This is a genomic window from Endozoicomonas sp. 4G, assembly GCF_023822025.1.
Classification (GTDB): domain Bacteria; phylum Pseudomonadota; class Gammaproteobacteria; order Pseudomonadales; family Endozoicomonadaceae; genus Endozoicomonas_A.
Genome location: NZ_CP082909.1, coordinates 3739833 through 3764090, shown reverse-complemented (window position 1 = coordinate 3764090; position 24258 = coordinate 3739833). Strand labels below are relative to the sequence as shown.

Here is a 24258-nt window from a genome sequence, read left to right as displayed (position 1 = left end):
CACTTCAAAGAAATCACCGACCTCTCTCCAGATTTTGACTAACCTGATTTCCCAATAAACATTTCAACGACTGGGAAGCCAGACCTTGCTATCCAAAAAAACCTTGATTTTGACCTTGGCCGTTACTTTTTCTGTGCATTGCTCTAGTGGCCAGGCTCAGGAAACTTCAAACGAAGACGAAGCGGATGCCGAAACGGATGTTCAGTGTGTAAACACGGCACCCGATCCTTTTCGGGCATTAAATGAATTCAGTCAGTTTTGTGCGACGCTGAGACTGAACATGATTAAGCAGGGAGCCATTTCAGACAGTGAAGTACCCGTTGAGTCAGAAGCAGTGACAGAAGTAGACTCTGCTAACAACCCGGAAATCACCTCACCTGCTCACAGCGTCGGCGACATGAGTCGCCTGAAAACGCACAAGCAGACCCACCCGGCTGCCGACCTTAGACCCAAGGTGCACCAGTGTGACCATGAGGGGTGCAAATACAGCAGTCACCGTGCGGACAATCTGAAAATGCACAAACAGACCCACCTGCCTGCTGACCAGAGACTCAAGGTGCACCAGTGTGACCATGAAGGCTGCGACTACAGCACCAACCATCCGGGCAATCTGAACAGGCACAAACAGACCCACCTGCTTGCCCACCAGAGACTCAAGGTGCACCAGTGTGACCATCAGGGCTGCAACTACATCACTGCCCATGTGAACCATCTGAAAAGGCACAAAAAGATCCACCTGCCTGCCGACCAGAGATCCAGGATGCACCAGTGTGACCACGAAGGGTGCAGCTACTGTACCTGGCAGGCGACCAATCTGAAAACGCACAAACAGACCCACCTGCCTGCCGACCAGAGACCCAAGTTGCACCGGTGTGACCATGAGGGCTGCAATTACAGAACCGACCGCATGGGCAGTCTGAAATCGCACAAAAAGACCCACCTGCCTGCCGACCAGAGACCCAAGATGAAGTGTGACCATGAGGGCTGTGACTACTGCACCAACCATCCGGGCAATCTGAACAGGCACAAAAAGACCCACCTGCTTGCCAACCAGAAACTCAAAAGAAAAGCGTATGACCAGCCGCCATCTGACAAGAAAAGAAAGAGGGGGGATAAAGAATGATCCGCCTCCCAACCCACTTCAAAGAAATCACCGACCGCTCTCCAGATTTTGACTAACCTGATTTCCCAATAAACATTTCAACGACTGGGAACCCAGACCTTGCTATCCAAAAAAACCTTGATTTTGACCTTGGCCGTTACTTTTTCTGTGCATTGCTTTAATGGCCAGGCTCAGGAAACTTCAAACGAAGACGAAGCGGATGCCGAAACGGATGTTCAGTGTGTAAACACGGCACCCGATCCTTTTCGGGTATTAAATGAATTCAGTCAGTATTGTGCGACTCTGAGACTGAACATGACTAAGCAGGGAGCCATTTCAGACAGTGAAGTACCCGTTGAGTCAGAAGAAGTGACAGAAGTAGACTCTGCTAACAATCTGGAAGTTACCCCACCTGCTCACAATGTCAGTGACATGAGTCACCTGAAAACGCACAAGCAGACCCACCCGGCTGCCTACCGTAGACCCAAGGTGCAAGAGTGTGACCATGAGGACTGCAACTACAGCACCGACTGGGTGAGTAATCTGAACAGGCACAAACAGACCCACCTGCCTGCCGACCAGAGACTCAAGGTGCACCAGTGTGACCATGAGGGCTGTGACTACAGCTCCAACCATCTGGGCAATCTGAACAGGCACAAAAAGATCCACCTGCTTGCCGACCAGAGACCCAAGGTGCACCAGTGTGACCATCAGGGCTGCAACTACATCACCGCCTATGTGAACGATCTGAAAAGACACAAACAGATCCACCTGCCTGCCGACCAGAGATCCAGGATGCAACAGTGTGACCACGAAGGCTGCAACTACTGTACTTTGCAGGCGATCAATCTGAAAAGGCACAAACAGACCCACCTGCCTGCCGACCAGAGACCCAAGTTGCACCAGTGTGACCATGAGGGCTGCAATTTCAGAACCGACCGTAAGGGCAGTCTGAAAACGCACAAAAAGACCCACCTGCCTGCCGACCAGAGACCCAAGACGAAGTGTGACCATGAGGGCTGCAACTACAGAACCGATCAGGTGGGCAATCTGAAAAGGCACAAACAGACCCACCTGCCTGCCAACCAGAAACTCAAAAGAAAAGCGTATGACCAGCCGCCATCTGACAAGAAAAGAAAGAAGGGTGATGAAGAATGATCCGCATCCCAACCCACTTCAAAGAAATCACCGACCTCTCTCCAGATTTTGACTAACTTGATTTCCCAATAAACATTTCAACGACTGGGAAGCCAGATCTTGCTATCCAAAAAAACCTTGATTTTGACCTTAGCCGTTACTTTTTCTGTGCATTGCTCTAATGGTCAGGCTCAGGAAAACAGGTTGTCTTTGCTGTTCGTTCCGGGCGTCGAAACTATGCTTCTTCCTCTTTTTCCAGTCCGGGATGCGCTGCCAGAACTTGACTCTACGGTTAAAGCTATCGCCATTGAGATATTCGGTGATGACATCCTTTTAAAACCAGGCACTCGTTATTGCTTTTTTCCTGCCACTGGCGACTTTCCTGCCACTGGCGACTTTCCTGCCACCGGCGACTCTCCCAATCCTGATGTCAAAGCTAAGACTTACCGTCGGGTAGCCTCTGATGAGGGTTCTGGCAGTGAAGACAACGGCAGCTCTGATAAAAACAGTGACGACCCTTCAAACGAAGACGAAGCTCATGCCGAATCTGATGTTGAGTATCTAACCACGACACTTAATCCTTATCGAGGATCAAATGAAATCAGTCAGTATTGTGGGACTCTGGAACTGAAAAAGATTAAGCAGGAGCCCATTTCAGACAGGGAAACACCCGCTGTCTCAGAGGTAGACATGGCAGGAGCGGACTCTGTTAACCACCCGAAAATCACCTCACCTGCTTACAGCACCGACTACATGGGTCACCTGAAAAAGCGCAAGCAGACCCATCTGCCTGCCGACCAGAGACCTAAAAGAACGAAGAGACTCAAGGTGCACCAGTGTGACCATGAGGGTTGTAACTACAGCACCAACCAGACGGGCAATCTGAAAAGGCACAAACAGATCCACCTGCCTGCCGACCAGAGACTCAAGGTGCACCAGTGTGACCATGAGGGCTGCAATTTCAGAACCGACCGTAGGGCCAGTCTGAAAACGCACAAAAAGACCCATCTGCCTGCCGACCAGAGACCCAAGTTGCACCAGTGTGACCATGAGGGCTGCAACTTCAGAACCGATCAGGTGGGCAATCTGAAAAGGCACAAACAGACCCACCTGCCTGCCGACCAGAGACCCAAGTTGCACCAGTGTGACCATGAGGGCTGCAATTTCAGAACCGACCGTAGGGGCAGTCTGAAAACGCACAAAAAGACCCACCTGCCTGCCGACCAGAGACCCAAGACGAAGTGTGACCATGAGGGCTGCAACTTCAGAACCGATCAGGTGGGCAATCTGAAAAGGCACAAACAGACCCACCTGCTTGCCAACCAGAAACTCAAAAGAAAAGCGTATGACCAGCCGCCATCTGACAAGAAAAGAAAGAGGGGTGATAAAGAAGGATCCGCCTCCCAACCCACTTCAAAGAAATCACCGACCTCTCTCCAGATTTTGACTAACCTGATTTCCCAATAAACATTTCAACGACTGGGAACCCAGACCTTGCTATCCAAAAAAACCTTGATTTTGACCTTGGCCGTTACTTTTTCTGTGCATTGCTCTAATGGTCAGGCTCAGGAAAACAGGTTGTCTTTGCTGTTCGTTCCGGGCGTCGAAACGATGCTTTTTCCTCTTTTTCCAGTCCGGGATGCGCTGCCAGAACTTGACTCTACGGTTAAAGCTATCGCCATTGAGATATTCGGTGATGACATCCTTTTAAAACCAGGCACTCGTTATTGCTTTTTTCCTGCCACCGGCGACTTTCCTGCCACCGGCGACTTTCCTGCCACCGGCGACTTTCCTGCCACCGGCGACTTTCCTGCCACCGGCGACTCTCCCAATCCTGATGTCAAAGCTAAGACTTACCGTCGGGTAGCCTCTGATGAGGGTTCTGGCAGTGAAGACAACGGCAGCTCTGATAAAAACAGTGACGACCGTTCAAACGAAGACGAAGCTCATGCCGAATCTGATGTTGAGTATCTAACCACGACACTTAATCCTTATCGAGGATTAAATGAAATCAGTCAGTATTGTGGGACTCTGGAACTGAAAAAGATTAAGCAGGAGCCTATTTCAGACAGGGAAACACCCGCTGTCTCAGAGGTAGACATGGCAGGAGTGGACTCTGTTAACCACCCGAAAATCACCTCACCTGCTTACAGCACCGACTATATGGGTCACCTGAAAAAGCGCAAGCAGACCCATCTGCCTGCCGACCAGAGACCTAAAGGAACGAAGGAACTCAAGGTGCACCAGTGTGACCATGAGGGTTGTAACTACAGCACCAACCAGTCGGGCAATCTGAAAAGGCACAAACAGATCCACCTGCCTGCCGACCAGAGACTTAAGATGCACCAGTGTGACCATGAGGGCTGCAACTACAGCACCGACCGTGCGGGCCATCTGAAAACGCACAAACAGATCCACCTGCCTGCCGACCAGAGAGCCAGAAAACTCAAGGTGCACCAGTGTGACCATGAGGGCTGCGATTACAGAACCAACCAGATGAACAGACTGAAAAGGCACAAACAGATCCACCTGCCTGCCGATCAGAGACTCAGCAAATCCAAGGTGCAACAGTGTAACCATAAAGGCTGCGATTACAGAACCGACAATAGGGACCGTCTGAAAAAGCACAAACAGATCCACCTGCCTGCCGACCAGAGACCACACCAGTGTGACCATGAAGGCTGCAACTACAGCACCAACTACAGGTCCAATCTGAAAAAGCACAATCAGATCCACCTGCCTGCCGACCAGAGATCCAAGGTGGACCACCAGTGTGACCATGAGGACTGCGACTTCAGAACCGCCCACAGGGGCAATATAAAAAGACACAAACAGACCCATTGGCCTGCCGACCAGAGACCTGAAAGACTCAAAAGGAAAGCGCATGACCAGCTGCCATCTGACAAGAAAAGAAAGAAGGGTGATAAAGAATGATCCACGTTCCAGCCCGCCTCAAAAAAACCACCGACCTCTCTCCAGATTTTGACTAACCTGATTTCCAAGTAGACAGTTCAACGACTGGGAAGCCAGACCTTGTTATCTAAAAAACCATTGATTTTGATCCTGGTCGTTACCGTGTATTGCTCTAATGGCCACGCTCAGGAAAGTAGAATGCCTTTGCTGTTCGTTCCGGGCGTCGAAACGATGCTTCTTCCTCTTTTTCCAGTCCGGTATGCGCTGCCAGAACCTGACTCTGGTGTCAAGGCCAGGGCTTACAGTCGAGCTGCCTCTGATGATAGTTCTGACGGTGAAGACAGCGGCACCTCTGATAAAAGCAGCGATAATCATTCTGACGAAGACGATGCTGATGCCGAATCTGATGTTCAGTATGCAATCACGACACTGAGTCCCTTTCCAGTATCAAATGAAATCAGTCAGTATTGTGCGACTCTGGAACTGAAAAAGATTAAGCAGGAGTCTATTTTAGACAGTGAAACACCCGCTGACTCAGAGGTAGATGTGGCAGCAGCGAACTCTGTTAACCACCCGAAAATCACCTCACCTGCTTACATCAGCGACTACAGAGCCCATCTGAAAAAGCACAAACAGACCCACCTGCCTGCCGAACAGAAGCTCAAGGTGCACCAGTGTGACCATGAGGACTGCAACTACAGTACCAACCGGCCGGAAGATCTGAAAAGGCACAAACAGACACACCTGCCTGCCGATCAGAGAGCCAGGAAACCCAAGGTGCACCAGTGTGACCATGAGGGCTGCGACTACCGCACCGCCCACGGGGGCAGTCTGAAAAGGCACAAACAGACCCACCTGCCTGCTGACCAGAGACCCAAGGTGCACCAGTGTGACCATGAGGGCTGCAACTACCGCACCGCCCGGGCGTACGACGTAAAAATACACAAACAGATCCACCTTCCTGCCGACCAGAGGGTCAGGAAACCCAAGGTGCACCAGTGTGACCATGAGGGCTGCGATTACAGAACCGACTATACGAGCGCACTGAAAAGGCACAAAGAGACCCACCTGCCTGCCGACCAGAGACCCAAGGTGTACCACTGTGACCATGAAGGCTGCAACTACAGCAGTGACTGCTTAAGCAGTCTGAAAAAGCACAAACAGATCCATCTGCCTGCCGACCAGAGACTCAAGGTGCACCAGTGTGACCATGAGGGCTGCAGCTACAGAACCCTCCGGCCGGAAAACCTGAAAAGACACCAACAGACTCACCTTTCTGCCAATCGGAGACTCAAGAGAAAAGCCTATGACCAGCTGCCATCTGACAAGAAAAGAAACAAGGGTGATAAAGAATGATCCGCCGCCCAACCCACCTCAAAGAAATCACCAACTTCTCTCCAGATTTTGACTAACCTGATTTTCAAATAAACATTGCAACGACTGGGAACCCAGGCCTTGTTATCTAAAAAATCATTGATTTTGATCTTGGTCGTTACCGTGCATTGCTCTAATGGCCACGCTCAGGAAAGTAGAATGCCTTTGCTGTTCGTTCTGGGCGTCGAAACTATTCTTCTCCCTCTTTTCTCAGTCCGGGACGCGCTACCAGAACTTGACTCTATGGTTAAAGCTATCGCCACTGAGATACAGCACGGAAACGATCAGCAATGTGAAATCATTGCCGTAGCCAAACAAAGGGAAAGCCTGATGCTTTTTCGCTTCAGAGGCGACAAAAGGCCTGAGGAACCAGCAGAAGAGGGTATCAAAGCTAAGGCCTACAGTCGTGCAGTCTCTGATGAGGGTTCTGACAGTGGAGACAGTGGCAGCTCTGATAAAAACAGTGACGACTGTTCAGACGAAGACGAAGCTGATGCCGAATCCAATGTTGAGTATCAGACCACGACACTTAATCCTTTTTGGGTGTCAAATGAAATCAGTCAGTATTGTGCGACTCTGGAACTGAAAAAGATTAAGCAGGAGTCTATTTCAGACAGTGAAACACCGGCTGACTCAGAAGTAGGCGTAGCAGAAGCGGACTCTGATCAGCACCCGAAAATCACCACACCTGCTCACAGCATCGACCAGGCGAGCCATCTGAAAACGCACAAACAGACCCGCCTGCCTGTGAGACCTGGGAAACTCAAGGTGCACCAGTGTGACAATGAGGACTGCGACTACAGAACCAACCGGGCGGTCGATCTGAAAAAGCACAAACAGATCCACCTGCCTGCTGACCAGAGGCCCAAGGTGCACCAGTGTGACCATGAAAACTGCGACTACAGAACCGACCTCAGGTGCAGTCTGAAACGGCACAAACTGACCCATCTGCCTGCCGACCAGAGACCCAGGGAGCACCAGTGTGACCATGAGGGCTGCAACTACAGCAGCACCCGGGCGCACGACCTGAAAAAACACAAACAGATCCACCTTCCTGCCGACCAGAGATCCAGGAAACCCAAGGTGCACCAGTGTGACCATGATGGCTGCGATTACAGAACTGACCAGGTGGGCGCACTGAAAAGGCACAAACAGACCCACCTGCCTGCCGATCAGAGACCCAGGAAACCCAAGGTGCACCAGTGTGACCAAGAGGGCTGTTATTACAGAACTGACAATAGGCGCAGTCTGAAAAGGCACAAACAGACCCACCTGCCTGCCGACCAGAGATCCAAGGAGCACCACTGTGATCATGAAGGCTGCAACTTCAGCAGCGACTACATAAACAATCTGAAAAAGCACAAACAGACCCACCTGCCTGCCGACCAGAGACTCAAGAGAAAAGCCTATGACCAGCTGCCACCTGACAAGAAAAGAAAGAAGGGTGATAAAGAATGATCCGCCTCCCAACCCACCTCAAAGAAATCACCAACATCTCTCCAGATTTTGACTAACCTGATTTCCAAATAAACAGTTCAACGACTGGGAAGCCAGGCCTTGCTATTCAAAAAACCATTGATTTTGGCCTTGGCAATTGCTTTTTCTTTGCATTGCTCTAATGGCCAGACTCAGGAAAACAACCAACCCACCCGGATAATGCTTCTACCTGACGAAAGTGAAGAGAGCGAGACCATTGAATGGTGGGAGTTGAAGCAAGAATCTGACGAGAACTACAGCGATATGCCAGACGTCTGCTTCGGTGATGACATCCTTGTAAAGCCAGGCACTCGCTATTGCTTTTCTCCTGACCCTGGTGTCAAAGCTGAGGCCTACAGTCAGGTAGCCTCTGATGATAGTGCCGACAGCGAAGACAGTGACAGTGGAGACAGCGGCAGTTCTGATAAAAACAGTGACAACCGTTCAAACGATGACGAAGCTGATGCCGAATCTGATGCCGAATCTGATGCCGAATCTGATGCCGAATCTAGAGTTGAGTATCTAATCACGACACTTAATCCTTTTCGGGTATTAAATGAAATCAGTCAGTATTGTGCGACTCTGGAACTGAAAAAGATTAAGCAGGAGCCTATTTCAGACAGTGAAACACCTGCTAACTCAGAGGTAGGTGTTCTACCTGCCGACCAGAGATCCAAAAGAACGAAGAGACTCAAGGTGCAGTGTGACCATGAGGGTTGTAACTACAGCACCGACCAGATGGGTAACCTGAAAAGGCACAAACAGACCCACCTGCCTGCCGACCAGAGACCTAAGATGCACCAGTGTGACCATGAGGGCTGCTATTACAGCAGCGACCACATGGGCAATCTGAAAAAGCACAAACAGACCCACCTTCCTGCCGACCAGAGAGCCTTGGTGCACCAGTGTGATCATGAGAGTTGCAACTACATCGCCAACTGTGGGCGCGACCTGAAAAAGCACAAAAAGAGCCACCTGCCTGCTGACCAGGGACTCAAAAGACCCAAGGTGCACCAGTGTGACCATGAGGGCTGCGACTACAGAACCGCCCGGGCGAGCGACCTGAAAAAACACAAACAGACCCACCTACCTGCCGACCAGAGACCCAGGAAACTCAAGGTGCACCAGTGTGACCATGAGGGCTGTGATTACAGAACCGACCAGAGGGTCAGTCTGAAAAGGCACAAACAGACTCACCTGCCTACCGATCAGAGAGCCAGGAAACCCAAGGTGCACCAGTGTGACCATGAGGGCTGTGATTACAGAACCGACATTAGGGGCAGTCTGAAAAGGCACAAACAGACCCACCTGCCTGCCGACCAGAGACCCAAGGTGCACCACTGTGACCATGAAGGCTGCAACTTCAGCAGCGACTACATAAGCAATCTGAAACACCACAAACAGACCCATTTGCCTGCCGAACAGAGACCCAAGGGGCACCACTGTGACCATGAAGGCTGCAACTTCAGCTCCTACGACATAAGCTATCTGAAAAAGCACAAGCAGACCCACTTGCCTGCCGAGCAAAGAACCAAGCCACACCAGTGTGACCATGAAGGCTGCAACTTCAGCAGCGACTACATGAGCAATCTGAAAAAGCACAAACAGACCCACCTGCCTGCCGAACAGAAACTCAAGGTGCACCAGTGTGACCATGAAGGCTGCAACTACAGCTCCCACGACAAAAGCTATCTGAACAAGCACAAACAGATCCACCTGCCTGCCGACCAGAGATCCAGGAAACCCAAGGTGCACCCGTGTGACCATGAGGGCTGCGACTACAGAACAGGCTTTACAAGCGATCTGAAAAAGCACAAACAGATCCACCTGCCTGCCGACCAGAGACCCAAGAGACCCAAGGTGCACCACTGTGACCATGAAGGTTGCAACTACAGCAGCGACTACATAACCAATCTGAAAAAGCACAAACAGATCCACCTGCCTGCCTGCCAGAGATTCAAGAGAAAAGCCTATGACCAGCTGCCATTTGACAAGAAAAGAAAGAAGGGTGATAAAGAATGATCCGCTCCCCAACCCACCTCAAAGAAACCTCCGACTTCTCCAGATTTTGACTAACCTGATTTCCCAATAAACATTACAACCTCTGGGAACCCAAGCCTTGCTATTCAAAAAACCATTGATTTTGGCCTTGGCTATTGCTTTTTCTTTGCATTGCCTTAATGGCCAGACTCAGGAAAACAACCAACCCACCCGGATAATGCTTCTACCTGACGAAAGTGAAGAGAGCGAGGCCATTGAATGGTGGGAGTTGAAGCAAGAATCTGACGAGAACCACAGTGACATGCCGCAAGTTTACTTCGGTGATGACATCCTTTTAAAACCAGGCACTGGTTATTGCTTTTCTCCCGACCCTGGTGTCAACGCTGAGTCCTACCGTCGGGCAGCCTCTGATGATAGTGCCGACAGCGAAGACAGTGACAGCGAAGACAGTGACAGCGAAGACAGTGACAGTGAAGACAGTGACAGTGAAGACAGCGGCGGCTCTGATAAAAACAGTGACAACCGTTCAAACGAAGACGAAGCTGATGCCGAATCTCATGTTGAGTATCTAACCACGACACTTAATCCTTTTCGGGTACCAAATAAAATCAGTCAGTATTGTGCGACTCTGGAACTGAAAAAGATTAAGCAGGAGCCCGTTTCAGACGGTGAAACACCCACTGACTCAGAGGTAAAGGTGACAGAAGTGGACTCTGTTAACCACCCGAAAATCACCCCAACTGCTTACAGCACCGACCAGGCGAGCCATCTGAAAACGCACAAACAGACCCTTCTGCCTGTTGACCGGAGACCCAGGATACAGCAGTGTGACCATGAGGGCTGCGGCTACAGCAGCTACTACAGGGGTCATCTGAAGAGGCACAAACAAACCCATCTGCCTGCCGACCAGAGACTCAGGAAACCCAAGGTGCATCAGTGTGACCATGAGGGCTGCAACTTCAGGACCCACTATCTGGGCCTTCTGAAAACGCACAAACGAACCCACCTGCCTGCCGACCAGAGACCCAAGTTGCACCAGTGTGACCATGAGGGCTGCTACTACAGCTCCCCCAACATAGGCAATGTGAAAAGGCACAAACAGACCCACCTGCCTGCTGACCAGAGGCCCAAGGTGCACCAGTGTGATCATGAGGGCTGCGACTACAGAACCGACCACAGAAGCAGTCTGAAAACGCACAAACGGATTCACCTGCTTGCCGACCAGAGACCCAAGGTGCATCAGTGTGATCATGAGGGCTGCAACTACAGAACTGATCGGGCGGGCAATGTGAAAAGGCACAAACAGACCCACCTGACTGCCGACCAGAGATCCAAGAGAAAAGCCTATGACCAGCCGCTATCTGACAAGAAAAGAAAGAAGGATGATAAAGAATGATCCGCTTCCCAACCCACCTCAAAGAAAGCACCGACCTCTCTCCAGATTTTGACTAACCTGATTTCCAAATAAACAGTTCAACGACTGGGAAGGCGAGCCTTGCTATCCAAAAAAACATTGATTTTGACTTTGACCATTGCCTGTTCTGTGCACTGCTCTAATGGTCTGGCTCAGGAAAATAGGTTGCCTGTGCTCTTAGCTCTGGCTGTCGGCACAGTGCTCATCAACACCCCGAAGTCCTTTATTGAGGTCTCATGTTTCGGAAAACATCTATCCGCCCGGATAAGGCTTCTACTTGACGATAACCCGACAATTGGCTTCCACTCCCCGGGCGTCGAAACTATTGACTCTGGTGTCAAGGCCAGGGCTTACAGTCGAGCTGCCTCTGATGATAGTTCTGACGGTGAAGACAGCGGCACCTCTGATGAAAGCAGCGATAATCATTCTGACGAAGACGATGCTGATGCCGAATCTGATGTTCAGTATGCAATCACGACAATGAGTCCTTTTCCAGTATCAAATGAAATCAACCAGTATTGTGCAACTCTGGCACTGAAAAAGATTAAGCAGGAGCCCGTTTCAGACACTGAAATAGCCATTGACTCAGAGGCAGACGAAACAGAAGCGGACTCTGTTAACCACCCGAAAGTCACCCCAACGGCTTACTGCACCGACCAGGCGGGTCATCTGAAGAGTCACCAACAGACCCACCTGCCTGCCGACCAGAGAGTCAAGGTATACCAGTGTGACTATGAGGGTTGCAACTACTACACCGACCACACGGGCCATCTGAATACACACAAATGGACGCATCTGTCTGCTGAAAGGCCCAGGGCGCACCAGTGTGACCATAAGGGCTGCAACTACAGCAGCCATCACTCGAGCCATCTGAAAAGGCACAAACAGACCCACCTGCCTGCGGATCAGAGACCCAGGGCGCACCAGTGTGACCATGTGGGCTGCAACCACAGCACCTATCATGCGAGCAATCTGAAAAAGCACAAACAGAGCCACCTGCCTGTCGACCAGAGAGCCACGAGAGCCAAGAGAGCCAAGAGAGTCAGTAGACCCAGGATATACCAGTGTGGCCATGAGGGCTGTAACTTCAGCACCTATTACGCGGGCAATCTGAAAAAGCACAAACAGACCCACCTGCCTGCCGACCTAAAGCCCAAGATGTACCCGTGTGACTATGAGGGCTGCAACCACAGAACTGACCGGTGGAGCAATCTGAAAGCGCACAAACAGACCCATTTGCCTGCCGACCAGAGAGTCAAGAAGCCGAAGGTGCACCAGTGTGACCATAAGGGCTGCAACTTCAGCACTGGCTACGCGTGCAACCTGAGCCAGCACAAACAGACCCACCTGCCTGCCGATCAGAGACCTGAGAGACCCAAAAGACCCAAGGTGCACCAGTGTGACTATGAGGGTTGCGACCACATCACGAACCGGGCGGGCAATTTGAGAATTCACAAACAGACCCACCTGCCTGCCGAGCAGAGACTCAAGGTGCACCAGTGTGACTATGAGGGCTGTCACTACAGTACCGACCACATGAGCCATCTGAGAATGCACAGACAGACCCACCTGCCTGTCGACCAGAGACCCAATATGCAGCGGTGTGACTATGAAGGCTGCAACTATTGCACCGCCCAGAAGGGCCATCTGAAAATGCACAAACAGACTCACCTGCCTGCCGACCAGAGAATCAAGAAGCACCATTGTGACCATGAGGGCTGCAACTACAGCACCGACCTGAGGAGCAATCTGAATAAGCACTGGCAGACCCACTTGCCTGCCGACCAGAGCCCCAGAAAACCTGTGAGATCCAAGGTGCACCAGTGTGGCCATGAGGGCTGCGACTACAGCACCCAATGGACGGCAGATCTGAAAAAGCACAAACAGACCCACCTGCCTGCCGACCAGAGACTCATGATGTACCACTGTGACCATGAGGGCTGCGACTACAGCACCCAGTGGACGGGAGATCTGAAAAAGCACAAACAGACCCACCTGCCTGCCGATCAGAGACTCAAGGTGCACCACTGTGACCATGAGGGCTGCGACTACAGCACCCAGTGGGCGGGAGATCTGAAAAAGCACAAACAGACCCACCTGCCTGCCGACCAGAGACTCAAGGTGTACCGCTGTGACCATGAGGGCTGCAACTACAGAACTGAGCATGCGGGTAATCTGAAAAAGCACAAAAAGATCCACCTGCCTGCCGACCAGAGACCAAGGAGACTTAAAAGGAAAGCGTCTGACCAGCCATCCTCTAACGGAAAAAGAAAGAAGGGGAATAAAGAATGATCCGCCTTCCAAGCCACCCCAAAGAAACCTCCCTCCTTTTTTCAGATTTCGACTAACCTGATTTTCCAATAAACAGTTCAACGACTGGGAAGCCGAGCCTTGCTATCCAAAAAACCATTGATTTTGATCTTGGCCGTTATCTTTTCTGTGTATTGCTCTAATGGCTACGCTCAGGAAAACAACCAACCCACCTGGATAAGGCTTCTACCAAAACCAGACACCCGTTATTGTTTTTTTCTTGCCACCGGCGTCTCTCCTGACCCTGGCGTCAAGGCTAAGGCTTACAGCCGGGCAGTCTCTGATGAGGGTTCTGATAGTGAAGACAGCGGTGCCTCTAATGACAACAGCAACAACCGTTCTGACGAAGACGAAGCTGATGCCGAATCTGATGTTGAGTATCTGACCACGACACTTAATCCTTTTCCAGTATCAAATGAGATCATTCAGTATTGTGCGATTCTGGAACTGAAAAAGATTAAGCAGGAGCCCATTTCAGACAGTGAAATGCCCACTGAGTCAGAGGCAGACGTGACAGAACCGAACCCTGTTAACCACCCGGCAACCACCTCACTTGCTTACAGCACCGACCGGGTGGAGAATCTGAAAAACCACAAACAGCCCCATCTGTCTGCCGATCATAGACTCAATGGATCCAAAATACACCAGTGTGACCACGAGGGCTGCTACTACAGAACTGGTCACAGGGGCCATCTGAAACTGCACCAACAGACCCACCTGCCTGCCGACCAAAGACCCAAGAGACACAAGAGACCCAAGGTGCACCAGTGTGACCATAAGGATTGCAACTACAGCAGCAACCAGTCGTCCAATCTGAAAAGGCACAAACAGACCCACCTGTCCGCCCTCAAGAAGCTTAAGAGACCGAAGCTGTACCAGTGTGACCATGGGGGCTGCAACTACAGCAGCTACCGGTCGGGCAATCTGAAAACGCACAAGCGAACCCATCTGCCTGTCGACCATAGACCCAGGGTGCACCAGTGTCACCATGAGGGCTGCAATTACAGTACCGACCAGCTGGGCAATCTGAAAAGGCACCAACAGATCCACCTGCCTGCCGACCAGAAATCCGAGAGACCCAAGAGGCACCAATGCGACCATGAGGGCTGCAACTACAGCGCCGACCAGTCGAGCCATATGAAAAAGCACAAAGAGACCCACCTGCCTGCCGACCAGAGACCCGAGAGGCCCAAGAGACCCAAGAGACCCAAGGTGCACCAGTGTGACCATGAGGGCTGCAACTACAGGACTGACCGAGCGGGCCAACTGAAAAAGCACACACAGACTCATCTGCCTGCCGACCAGAGACCTAAAAGACTCAAGCTGCACCAGTGCGACCATGAGGGCTGCAACTACAGGACCGACCGAGCGGGCCAACTGAAAAAGCACAAACAGACTCACCTGCCTGCCGACCAGAGAATCAAGAAGCACCATTGTGACCATGAGGGCTGCAACTACAGCACCGACCTGAGGAGCAATCTGAATAAGCACAAAGAGACCCATCGGCATGCCGACCAGAGACCCAGGAGACCCAAAAGAAAAGCGTATGGCCAGCTGTCATCTGACGAGAAAAGAAAGAAAGGTGATAAAGGCCCAGGAAACTCCGACCCCTCTCCGAATCTTTACTAACCTGATTCCACAATAAACAGTTCAACGGCTAGGAACTCAGGCCTTGCTATCTAAAAAGACATTGATTTTGACCTTGGTCGTTGCCTTTTCTGGGCATAGTTTTAATGGCTATGCTCAGGAAAACAACCAACCTACTCGGATAAGGCTTCTACCCGACGAAAGTGGAGAGAGTGAGGCCATTGAATGGTGGGAGTTGAAGCAAGAATCCGAGGCAAACGACAGCGACATGCCACCCGTTTGCTTCGGTGATGACATTCTCTTAGAGCCAGACACTTCCTATTGCTTTTCTTCTGACCCTGACATCGAAGCCAAAGCTTATCGTCGGGCAGCTTCTGATAAGGGTTCTGGCAGTGAAGGCAACGGCACCTCTGATAAAAACAGCGATAACCGTTCAAACGAAGACGAAGACGAAGCTGATGCTGAATCTGATGTCGAGTATGTAACTACAACACTGAATCCTTTTCCAGTATCAGATGAAATCATTCAGTATTGTACAACTCTGGTACTGAAAAAGATTAAGCAGGAGCCTGTTTCAGACAGTGAAATACCCACAAAGACCCATCTGCCTGCTGACCAGAGACTCAATAGATCAAAGAGGCACCAGTGTGACCATAAGGGCTGTAACTACGGCACCGACTACACGAGCCATCTGACAACGCACAAACAGACCCATCTGCCTGCCGACCAAAGACCCAAGAAACCCAAGAAACCCAAAGTGCACCACTGTGACCATGAGGGCTGCAACTACAGCAGCGACCAGTTGGCCAATCTGAAAAAGCACAAACAGATCCATCTGCCTGCTGACCAGAGACCCATTATATTGAAGAGACACCAGTGCGACCATGAGGGCTGCAATTACAGAACTGGCCACACAAGCCATCTGAAAGCGCACAAACAGACCCATTTGCCTGCCGACCAAAGACCCAAGAAACCCAAAGGGCCCAAGGTGCACCAGTGTGACCGTGAGGGCTGCAACTACAGCACCGACCACACGGGCAATCTGAACAAGCACAAAACGACCCACCTGCCTGCCGACCAGAGACCCAAAAGACCCAGAGTGCACCAGTGCGACCATGAGGGCTGCGACTACAGAACCAGCTACACAAGCCATCTGAAAACGCACAAACGGACTCACCTGCCTGCCGACCAGAGACTCAAAAGAAAAGCCCATGACCAGCCGCCATTTAACGAGAAAAGAAAGAAGGGTGATAAAGAATAGAAATCTTCGGTCTTTCCTCAGATTTTTACTAACCTGACTTTCCAATAAACATTTGAGCGATCGGGAAGCCAAGCCTTGCTATCCAAAAAACCATTGATTTTGATCTTGACCATGGCCTTTCTTATGCATTGTTCTAATGGCCACGCTCAGGAAAACAAAGACAGCGGCACCTCTGATGAAAGCAGCGACAACAGCCCAGGGGAAGACGACGCCGATGCGGACTCTGATGTTCAGTATGTCGCCACGACACTTGATCCTTTTCGAGTATCAAATGAAATCAGTCAGTATTGTGCGGCCCTGGAACTGAAAAAGATTAAGCAGGAGCCTGTTTTAGACAGTGAAATACCTACTGAGTCAGTGGCAGACCTGACAGAAGCAGACACTGTTAACCACCCGAAAATCAACGCCCCTGCTCACAACCACATGGGTCACCCGGAAACGTACAAACAGACCCACCTGCCTGTCGGCCAGAGACCCGGAAAACCCAAAATGCACCAGTGTGACCATGAGAGCTGCAACTACAGAACCCATTCCAGATTCAATCTAAAAACACACAAACAGACCCACTTGCTTGCCGACCAGAGAGTCAAGAGACCCAAGGTGTACCAGTGTGACCACGAGGGCTGCAACTACCGCACCAACCAGAAGGGCAATTTGAAAATACACAAACAGATCCACCTGCCTGCCGACCAGAGACCTAAGAGGCCCAAGGTGCACCAATGTAACCATAAAGGCTGCAACTATAGCACCGCTCAGGCGTTCCATCTGAAAATGCACAAAGAGACCCACCTGCCTGCCGACCAAAGATCCTGGATGCACCAGTGTGACCATAGGGGCTGCAACTTCAGAACCAACCACATGGGCAATCTGAAAGCGCACAAACTGATTCACTTGTCTGCCGACCAGCGAGCCAAGATACCCAAGCGACCCCAACGGCCCAAGATACACCAGTGTGACCATGAGGGCTGCCACTACAGCACCGGCAACACAGGTCATCTGAAAAAGCACAAACAGACCCATCTGCCTGCCAACCAGAGGGCCAAAAGGAAAGCGTATGACCAGCTGCCACCTAACAAGAAAAAAAAGAAGGGTGATAAACAATAGAAACTTCCGACTTCTCTCCAGATTTTGACTAACCTGACTTCCCAATAAACATTTCAACGACTGGGATGCCAAGCCTTGCTATCCAAAAAACCATTGATTTTGATCTTGGTCATGACCTTTCCTATGCATTGCTCTAATGGTTACGCTCAGGAAAACAGGTTGCCTTTGCTCTCCGCTCTGGCCGTCGGCAAGACACTTTTGCCAGTCCGGGATGTGCTACCGGAACTTGACTCTATGGTGAAAGCTATCGCCACTGAGATACGGCAAAGAGAGGCTCAGCATCGTGAAATCATTGCAACAGCCAAACAAAGGGGGGGTCTGAGACTCTCTTGTGTCAGAGGCGACAAAAGGCCTGAGGAACCAGAAGAAGAGAGCATTAAAGAAGAGAGCGAGACCATTGAATGGTGGTTGTTCAGACAAGAACCTGAGGCGAACTATGGCGATATGCCACGAGTTTGTTTCGGTGATGACATCCTGTTAAAGCCAGACACTCACTATTGCTTTTCTCCTGACTCTGGCGTCGGAGCTAAGGCTTACCGTCAGGCAGCCTCTGATGCGGGTTCTGACAGTAAAGACAGTAGTACCGCTGATGAGGGTTCTGACAGTGAAGACAGCAGCACCGTTGATGAGGGTTCTGACAGTGAAGACAGCAGCACCGTTGATGAGGGTTCTGACAGTGAAGACAGCAGCACCGCTGATGAGGGTTCTGACAGTGAAGACAGCAGCACCGCTGATGAGAGTAGCGACAATCGTTCAGACGAAACGGATGCCGACTCTGATGTTCAGTATGTAACCACGACACTTAATCCTTTTCGAGGAACAAATAAAATCAGTCAGTATTGTGCAACTCTGGCACAGAAAAACATCACGCAGAAGCCCGTTTCAGACAGTGAAATACCTACCCCAAAAACGCACAAACAGACTCACCAGACTGCCGACCAGGGACTCAGTGTGTACCACTGTGACCATGAGGGCTGCAACTACAGTACCTGCAACAATGGCCATCTGAAAACGCACAAACAGACCCACCTGCCTGCCGACCAGAGACTCAGGCACCAGTGTGACCATGAGGGCTGCAACTTCAGTACCTTCGGCAAGAGCAATCTGAAAAGGCACAAACAGACCCACCTTCCTGCCGACCAGAGACCCAAGTACCAGTGTGACCATGAGGGCTGCAACTACAGCTCCTACTGCAAGGTCTATCTGACAAAGCACAAAAAGATCCACCTGCCTGCCAACCATAGACCCGAGATACACCAGTGTGACCATGAAGGCTGCGCCTACAGGAGCAGTCGGGGGTGCGATCTGAAAAGGCACAAACAGATCCACCTGCCTGCCGACCAGAGACCCAGAATACACCACTGTGACCATGAGGGCTGCGTCTACAGCACCAACCGGGTGGGCAATCTGAATGCGCACAAAAATACCCACCTGCCTGCCGATCAGAAAGTCAGGAGATTCAAGGTGCACCAGTGTGACCATGAGGGCTGCAACTACCGCACCAGCCGGATCAGGGATCTGAAAAATCACAAACAGACCCACCTGCCTGTCGACCAGAGATCCAATAAGCACCAGTGTGACCATGAGGGCTGTAACTACAGCACCAACCTGACGAACCGTCTGAAAAGGCACAAACAGACCCACTTGCCTGCCGACCAGAGACCCAAGAGACCCAAGGTGCACCACTGTGACCATGAGGGCTGCAATTACAGCTCCGACCAGATGGGCGGTCTAAGAAAACACAAACGGATCCACCTGCCTGCCGACCTGAGACCTATGAGACCCAAGGTGAACCAGTGTGACCACGGGGGCTGCAACTTCAGAACCGACCGGAAGAGCGATCTGAAAAAGCACCAACAGACCCACCTGCCTCCCGATCAGAGATCCAGAAAGCACCAGTGTGATCATGAGGGCTGCGACTTCAGGAGCAACTATGCGAGCAATCTGAAAGCGCACAAACAGACCCACCTTCCTGCCGACCAGAGAACCACCAGACCCAGGAGACCCAGAGGACTCAGGTTGCACCAATGTGATCATGAGGGCTGCGACTACATCACCAACCATAAGGGCAATCTGAAAAAGCACCAACGGACTCACCTGCCTGCCGAGCAGAGACTCAAGAGGAAAGCGTATGACCAGTTGCGATCTAAAAAGAAAAGAAAGAAAGGTGATAAAGAATAGAACCCCTCCCCGACCTTTCTCCAGATTTTGACTAACCTGATTTCCAAATAAACGGTTTAACGATTGGGAAGCCAAGCCTTGCTACTCAAAAAACCATTGATTTTGACCTTGGCCATGGCCTTTTCTGTGTATTGCTCTAATGACAACACTCAGGAAAGCAGTATGCCTGTGCTTCTTGCCCTGCCACTCTCTGCCCTCCAGTGTTGGCACACTGAAATTTTTTTTCCAGTCCGGGATGCGTTACCAGAACCTGACTCTATGGTTAAAGCTATCGTCACTGAGATACAGCAAAGCGACAATCAGCAACGTGAAATTATTGCAACAGCCAGACAAAGGGGGAGCCTGATCCTCTCCCGCTTTAGAGGCAACAAAAAGCCTGAGGAAGCGGGAGCAGAGGGTATTGAAAAAGAGGGCGAGGCCATTGAATGGTGGGAGTTGAAGCAAGACCCCGAGGCGAACTACAGCGATATGCCACGAGTTTGCTTCGGTGATGACATCCTCTTAAAACCACTCTTAAAGTCAGACAGTCGCTATTGCCTTTCTCCTGACCCTGGCGTCGAAGCTAAGGCCTACCGTTGGGTGGGCTCTGATGATAGTGCCGACAGCCAAGACAGTGACAGCCAAGACAGTGACAGCCAAGACAGTGACAGCGAAGACAATGGCAGTGAAGACAGTGACACCTCTGATGAAAGCAGCGACAACCGCCCAAACGAAGACGAAGCGGGTGTTGGGTATGTAGCCACGACCCTTAATCCTTTTCGAGCATCAAATGAAAGCAGTCCGTATTGTGCAATTCTGGAACTGAAAAAGATTAAGCAGGAGTCTGCTTCAGACAGTGAAATAGTCACTGAGTCAGAGGCAGACGTGACAAAAGCGGACTCTGTTAACCTCCTGCCTGCCGACCGGAGACTCAAGCTGCACCAGTGTGACCATGAGGGCTGCAACTACGGGAGCCGTCGGACGGATCATCTGAAAGTTCACAAACGAACCCACCTGCCTGCCGACCAGAGACCCAGGATACATCAGTGTGACCATGAGGGCTGCAACTACAGGAGCGACCGGTTGGGCAATCTGAAAATGCACAAACAGACCCACCTGCCTACTCGCCAGAAACCCAGGGTGCACCAGTGTAACCATGAGGGCTGCAACTACAGCGCCAACCGGTCGACACATCTGAAACTGCACAAACAGATCCACCTGCCTGCCGACCAGAGACTCAGGGTGCACCGGTGTGACCATGAGGGCTGCAACTACAGCACCGACCTGCCGGGCAATCTGAACAAGCACAAACAGACCCATCTGCCTGCCGACCAGAGAGCCAAGAGAGCCAAAGTGCACCGGTGTGACCATGAGGGCTGCAACTACAGCACCAGCCACATAGGTCACCTGAAAAAGCACAAAGGAATCCACCTGCCTGCCGACCAGAGACCCAAGAGGCATCAGTGTGACCATGAGGGCTGTCACTACAGCAGCGACCTGAAGGGCAACCTGAAAATGCACAAAAATACCCACCTGCCTGCGGACCAGAGACCCAGAGTGCACCAGTGTGACCATGAGAGCTGCAACTATCGCAGCGACCAGGCGGGCAATCTGAAAACGCACAAACAAACTCACCTGCCTGCGGACCAGAGACCCAGGAGACCCAAAAGAAAAGCCTGTAACCAGCAACCATCAGACGAGAAAAGAAAGAAGGTTGATAAAGAATGATCCACCCAAACCGCCTCGAAGAAATCTCCGACCTCGCTCCGGATTTTGACTAACCTGACTTACCAATAAACACTTCAACGACTGGGAAGCCAGGCCTTGCTATCCAAAAAACCATTGATTTTGATCTTGGCCATCGCCTTTTCTGTGCATTGCTCTAATGGCCACGCTCAGGAAAAAAGTGTGCCTTTGCTCTTTGCCCTGCCATTCTTTGACATCCCAGTCTGGGATGGACTAAAGCAAGGGGGGAGTCTGATACTCTTTTGCTTTAGAGGCGATAACAGGCTTGGGGAACAAGGAGTAAAGTCAGACAGTCGCTGTTGCTTTTCTCCTGACTCTGGCGTCGAAGCCAAGGCTTACCGTCGGGCAGCCTCTGATGATAGTGCCGACAGCGAAGACAGTGGCAGTGAAGACAGCGACACCTCTGATGAAAACAGCGATAACCATTCTGACGAAGACGAAACGGATTCCGAAGCTGATGCTCAGTGTGCAAACACGAGAGTTGACCCTTTTCAGGCATTAAACGAAATCAGTCAGTATTGTTCGACCCTGAGACTGGAAATGATTCAGCAGGAGCCCATTTCAGACAGTGAAATACCTACTCCGAAAACGCATAAACAGACCCACCTGCCTGCCGACCAGAAACCCAAGAGACTCAAGCAACACCAGTGTGACCATGAGGACTGTAACTACAGAACCAACCGGGCGGACAGTCTGAAAAGGCACAAACAGACTCACTTGCCTGCCGACCAGAGACCCAAGAGACTTAAGGTGCACCAGTGTGATCATGAGGGCTGCAACTACATCAGCGACCGGGTGAGCAATCTGAAAGCGCACAAACAGACCCATCTGCCTGCCGACCAGAGACCTAACAAACCCAAAGTGCATCATTGTGACCATGAGGGCTGCAACTACTGCACCGAGTATCCGGGCAATCTGAAAACGCATAAACAGACCCACCTGCCTGCCGACCAGAGACCCAAGAGACCCAAGGGAGCCAAGAGGCGTAAGGTGTACCAGTGTGACCATGAGGGCTGCAACTACATCAGCGACCGGGTGAGCAATCTGAAAGCGCACAAACAGACCCACCTGCCTGCCGACCAGAGACTCAGGATGCACCAGTGTAATTACGAGGGCTGCGACTACGGCAGCGACCGGGCGGGCAGTCTGAAAAAACACAAACAAACTCACCTGCCTTCGAACCAGAGATCCAGGAGACCCAAAAGAAAAGCCTGTAACCAGCCACCATCAGACGAGAAAAGAAAGAAGTTTGATAAAGAATGATCCACCTCCCAACCTGCCTCAAAGAAATCTCCGACCTCGCTCCGGATTTTGACTAACCTGACTTACCAATAATCACTTCAACGACTGGGAAGCCAGGCCTTGCTATCCAAAAAACCATTGATTTTGATCTTGGCTATCGCCTTTTCTGTGCATTGCTCTAATGGCCACGCTCAGGAATATAGTGTGCCTTTGCTCTTTGCCCTGTCACTCTTTGACATCCCAGTCTGGGATGGACTAAAGCAAGGGGGGAGTCTGATACTCTTTTGCTTTAGAGGCGATAACAGGCTTGGGGAACAAGGAGTAAAGTCAGACAGTCGCTATTGCTGTTCTCCTGACTCTGGCGTCGAAGCCAAGGCTTACTGTCCGGCAGCCTCTGATGATAGTGCCGACAGCGAAGACAGTGACAGCGAAGACAGTGGCAGCGAAGACAGTGGCAATGAAGACAGCGACACCTCTGATGAAAACAGCGATAACCATTCTGACGAAGACGAAACGGATTCCAAAACTGGTATCCAGTGTGCAAACACGACAGTTGATCCTTTTCAGGCATTAAACGAAGTCAGTCAGTATTGTTCGACTCTGAGACTGGAAATGATTCAGCAGGAGCCCATTTCAGACAGTGAAATACCTACTCCGAAAACGCACAAACAGACCCACCTGCCTGCTGACCAGAAACCCAAGAGACCCAAGCGACGCCAGTGTGACCATGAGGGTTGCAACTACAGCAGCGACCGGGCAAGCAATCTGAAAGCGCACAAACAGACCCACCTGCCCGCCGACCAGAGACCCAAGAAACCCAAGAAACCCAAAGTGCATCATTGTGACCATGAGGGTTGCAACTACAGCAGCAACCGGGCGGGCAATCTGAAAACGCACAAACAGACCCACCTGCTTGCCGACCAGAGACCCAAGGTGCACCAGTGTGACCATGAGGGTTGCAACTACAGCACCGACAACAAGAGCCATCTGAAAAGGCACAAACAGACCCACCTGCCTGCCGACCAGAAACCCAAGGTGCACCAGTGTGACTATGAGAGCTGCAACTACTGCACCAACTATCCGTGCCATCTGAAAAAGCACAAACAGGTCCACTTGCCTGCCGACCAGAGACCCAAAGTGCACCAGTGTGATCATAAGGGCTGCGACTACAGCACCGACAATGTGATCTATCTAAAAAAGCACAAACAAGTCCACCTGCCTGCCGACCAGAGACCCAAGAGACCCAAGAGACGTAAGGTGCACTGTGACCATGAGGGCTGCAACTACATCAGCGACCGGATGAGCAATCTGAAAGCGCACAAACAGACCCACTTGCCTGCGGACCAGAGACCCAGGAGACCTAAAAGAAAAGCCTGTAACCAGCCACCATCAGACGAGAAAAGAAAGAAGGTTGATAAAGAGTGATCCACC

16 protein-coding genes are annotated in these 24258 nt (G+C 51.2%); all 16 read left to right on the top strand.

The window, feature by feature from the left end; genetic code table 11:
- Nucleotides 1-85 precede the first annotated feature (85 nt).
- On the top strand, nt 86-1123 hold the full coding sequence (locus tag K7B67_RS14635; protein WP_252176633.1) for a hypothetical protein: 1038 nt from the start codon (nt 86-88) through the stop codon (nt 1121-1123).
- A gap of 99 nt (nt 1124-1222) precedes the next feature.
- Nucleotides 1223-2260, top strand: coding sequence for a hypothetical protein (locus tag K7B67_RS14630; protein WP_252176632.1), 1038 nt, complete (start codon nt 1223-1225; stop codon nt 2258-2260).
- 99 nt (nt 2261-2359) lie between these two features.
- Nucleotides 2360-3706 carry a hypothetical protein gene (locus tag K7B67_RS14625; RefSeq protein ID WP_252176631.1) on the top strand — a complete coding sequence of 449 codons (1347 nt, stop codon included), beginning with the start codon at nt 2360-2362 and terminating at the stop codon, nt 3704-3706.
- Nucleotides 3707-3733: 27 nt separating this feature from the next.
- Nucleotides 3734-5173, top strand: coding sequence for a C2H2-type zinc finger protein (locus K7B67_RS14620; RefSeq protein ID WP_252176630.1), 1440 nt, complete (start codon nt 3734-3736; stop codon nt 5171-5173).
- Nucleotides 5174-5272: 99 nt separating this feature from the next.
- A complete protein-coding gene (locus K7B67_RS14615; protein WP_252176629.1) occupies nt 5273-6508 on the top strand; it encodes a hypothetical protein in 1236 nt (411 codons plus the stop codon).
- 99 nt (nt 6509-6607) lie between these two features.
- Entirely contained in the window at nt 6608-7984 is a 1377-nt protein-coding gene (locus K7B67_RS14610; RefSeq protein WP_252176628.1) for a hypothetical protein, read from the top strand.
- Between the two features lie 99 nt (nt 7985-8083).
- Entirely contained in the window at nt 8084-10024 is a 1941-nt protein-coding gene (locus K7B67_RS14605) for a hypothetical protein (protein ID WP_252176627.1), read from the top strand.
- Nucleotides 10025-10121: 97 nt separating this feature from the next.
- On the top strand, nt 10122-11399 hold the full coding sequence (locus tag K7B67_RS14600) for a hypothetical protein (RefSeq protein ID WP_252176626.1): 1278 nt from the start codon (nt 10122-10124) through the stop codon (nt 11397-11399).
- 99 nt (nt 11400-11498) lie between these two features.
- Nucleotides 11499-13709, top strand: a complete 2211-nt coding sequence (locus K7B67_RS14595; RefSeq protein WP_252176625.1) for a C2H2-type zinc finger protein — start codon at nt 11499-11501, stop codon at nt 13707-13709.
- 99 nt (nt 13710-13808) lie between these two features.
- Nucleotides 13809-15356 (top strand): C2H2-type zinc finger protein, encoded by a 1548-nt coding sequence (locus K7B67_RS14590; RefSeq protein WP_252176624.1) that lies wholly within the window; start codon nt 13809-13811, stop codon nt 15354-15356.
- A gap of 43 nt (nt 15357-15399) precedes the next feature.
- Nucleotides 15400-16575: an MSCRAMM family adhesin SdrC gene (locus tag K7B67_RS14585; RefSeq protein ID WP_252176623.1), complete on the top strand. Its 1176-nt coding sequence runs from the start codon at nt 15400-15402 to the stop codon at nt 16573-16575.
- Nucleotides 16576-16650: 75 nt separating this feature from the next.
- Complete coding sequence (locus K7B67_RS14580) at nt 16651-17679, top strand: hypothetical protein (RefSeq protein ID WP_252176622.1); 1029 nt, start codon at nt 16651-16653, stop codon at nt 17677-17679.
- 75 nt (nt 17680-17754) lie between these two features.
- Complete coding sequence (locus tag K7B67_RS14575; RefSeq protein ID WP_252176621.1) at nt 17755-19860, top strand: hypothetical protein; 2106 nt, start codon at nt 17755-17757, stop codon at nt 19858-19860.
- Nucleotides 19861-19938: 78 nt separating this feature from the next.
- Nucleotides 19939-21567 carry a hypothetical protein gene (locus K7B67_RS14570; RefSeq protein WP_252176620.1) on the top strand — a complete coding sequence of 543 codons (1629 nt, stop codon included), beginning with the start codon at nt 19939-19941 and terminating at the stop codon, nt 21565-21567.
- A gap of 96 nt (nt 21568-21663) precedes the next feature.
- Nucleotides 21664-22848 carry a hypothetical protein gene (locus tag K7B67_RS14565; protein WP_252176619.1) on the top strand — a complete coding sequence of 395 codons (1185 nt, stop codon included), beginning with the start codon at nt 21664-21666 and terminating at the stop codon, nt 22846-22848.
- 99 nt (nt 22849-22947) lie between these two features.
- On the top strand, nt 22948-24252 hold the full coding sequence (locus tag K7B67_RS14560; protein WP_252176618.1) for a hypothetical protein: 1305 nt from the start codon (nt 22948-22950) through the stop codon (nt 24250-24252).
- The last annotated feature ends 6 nt before the right edge of the window (nt 24253-24258 follow it).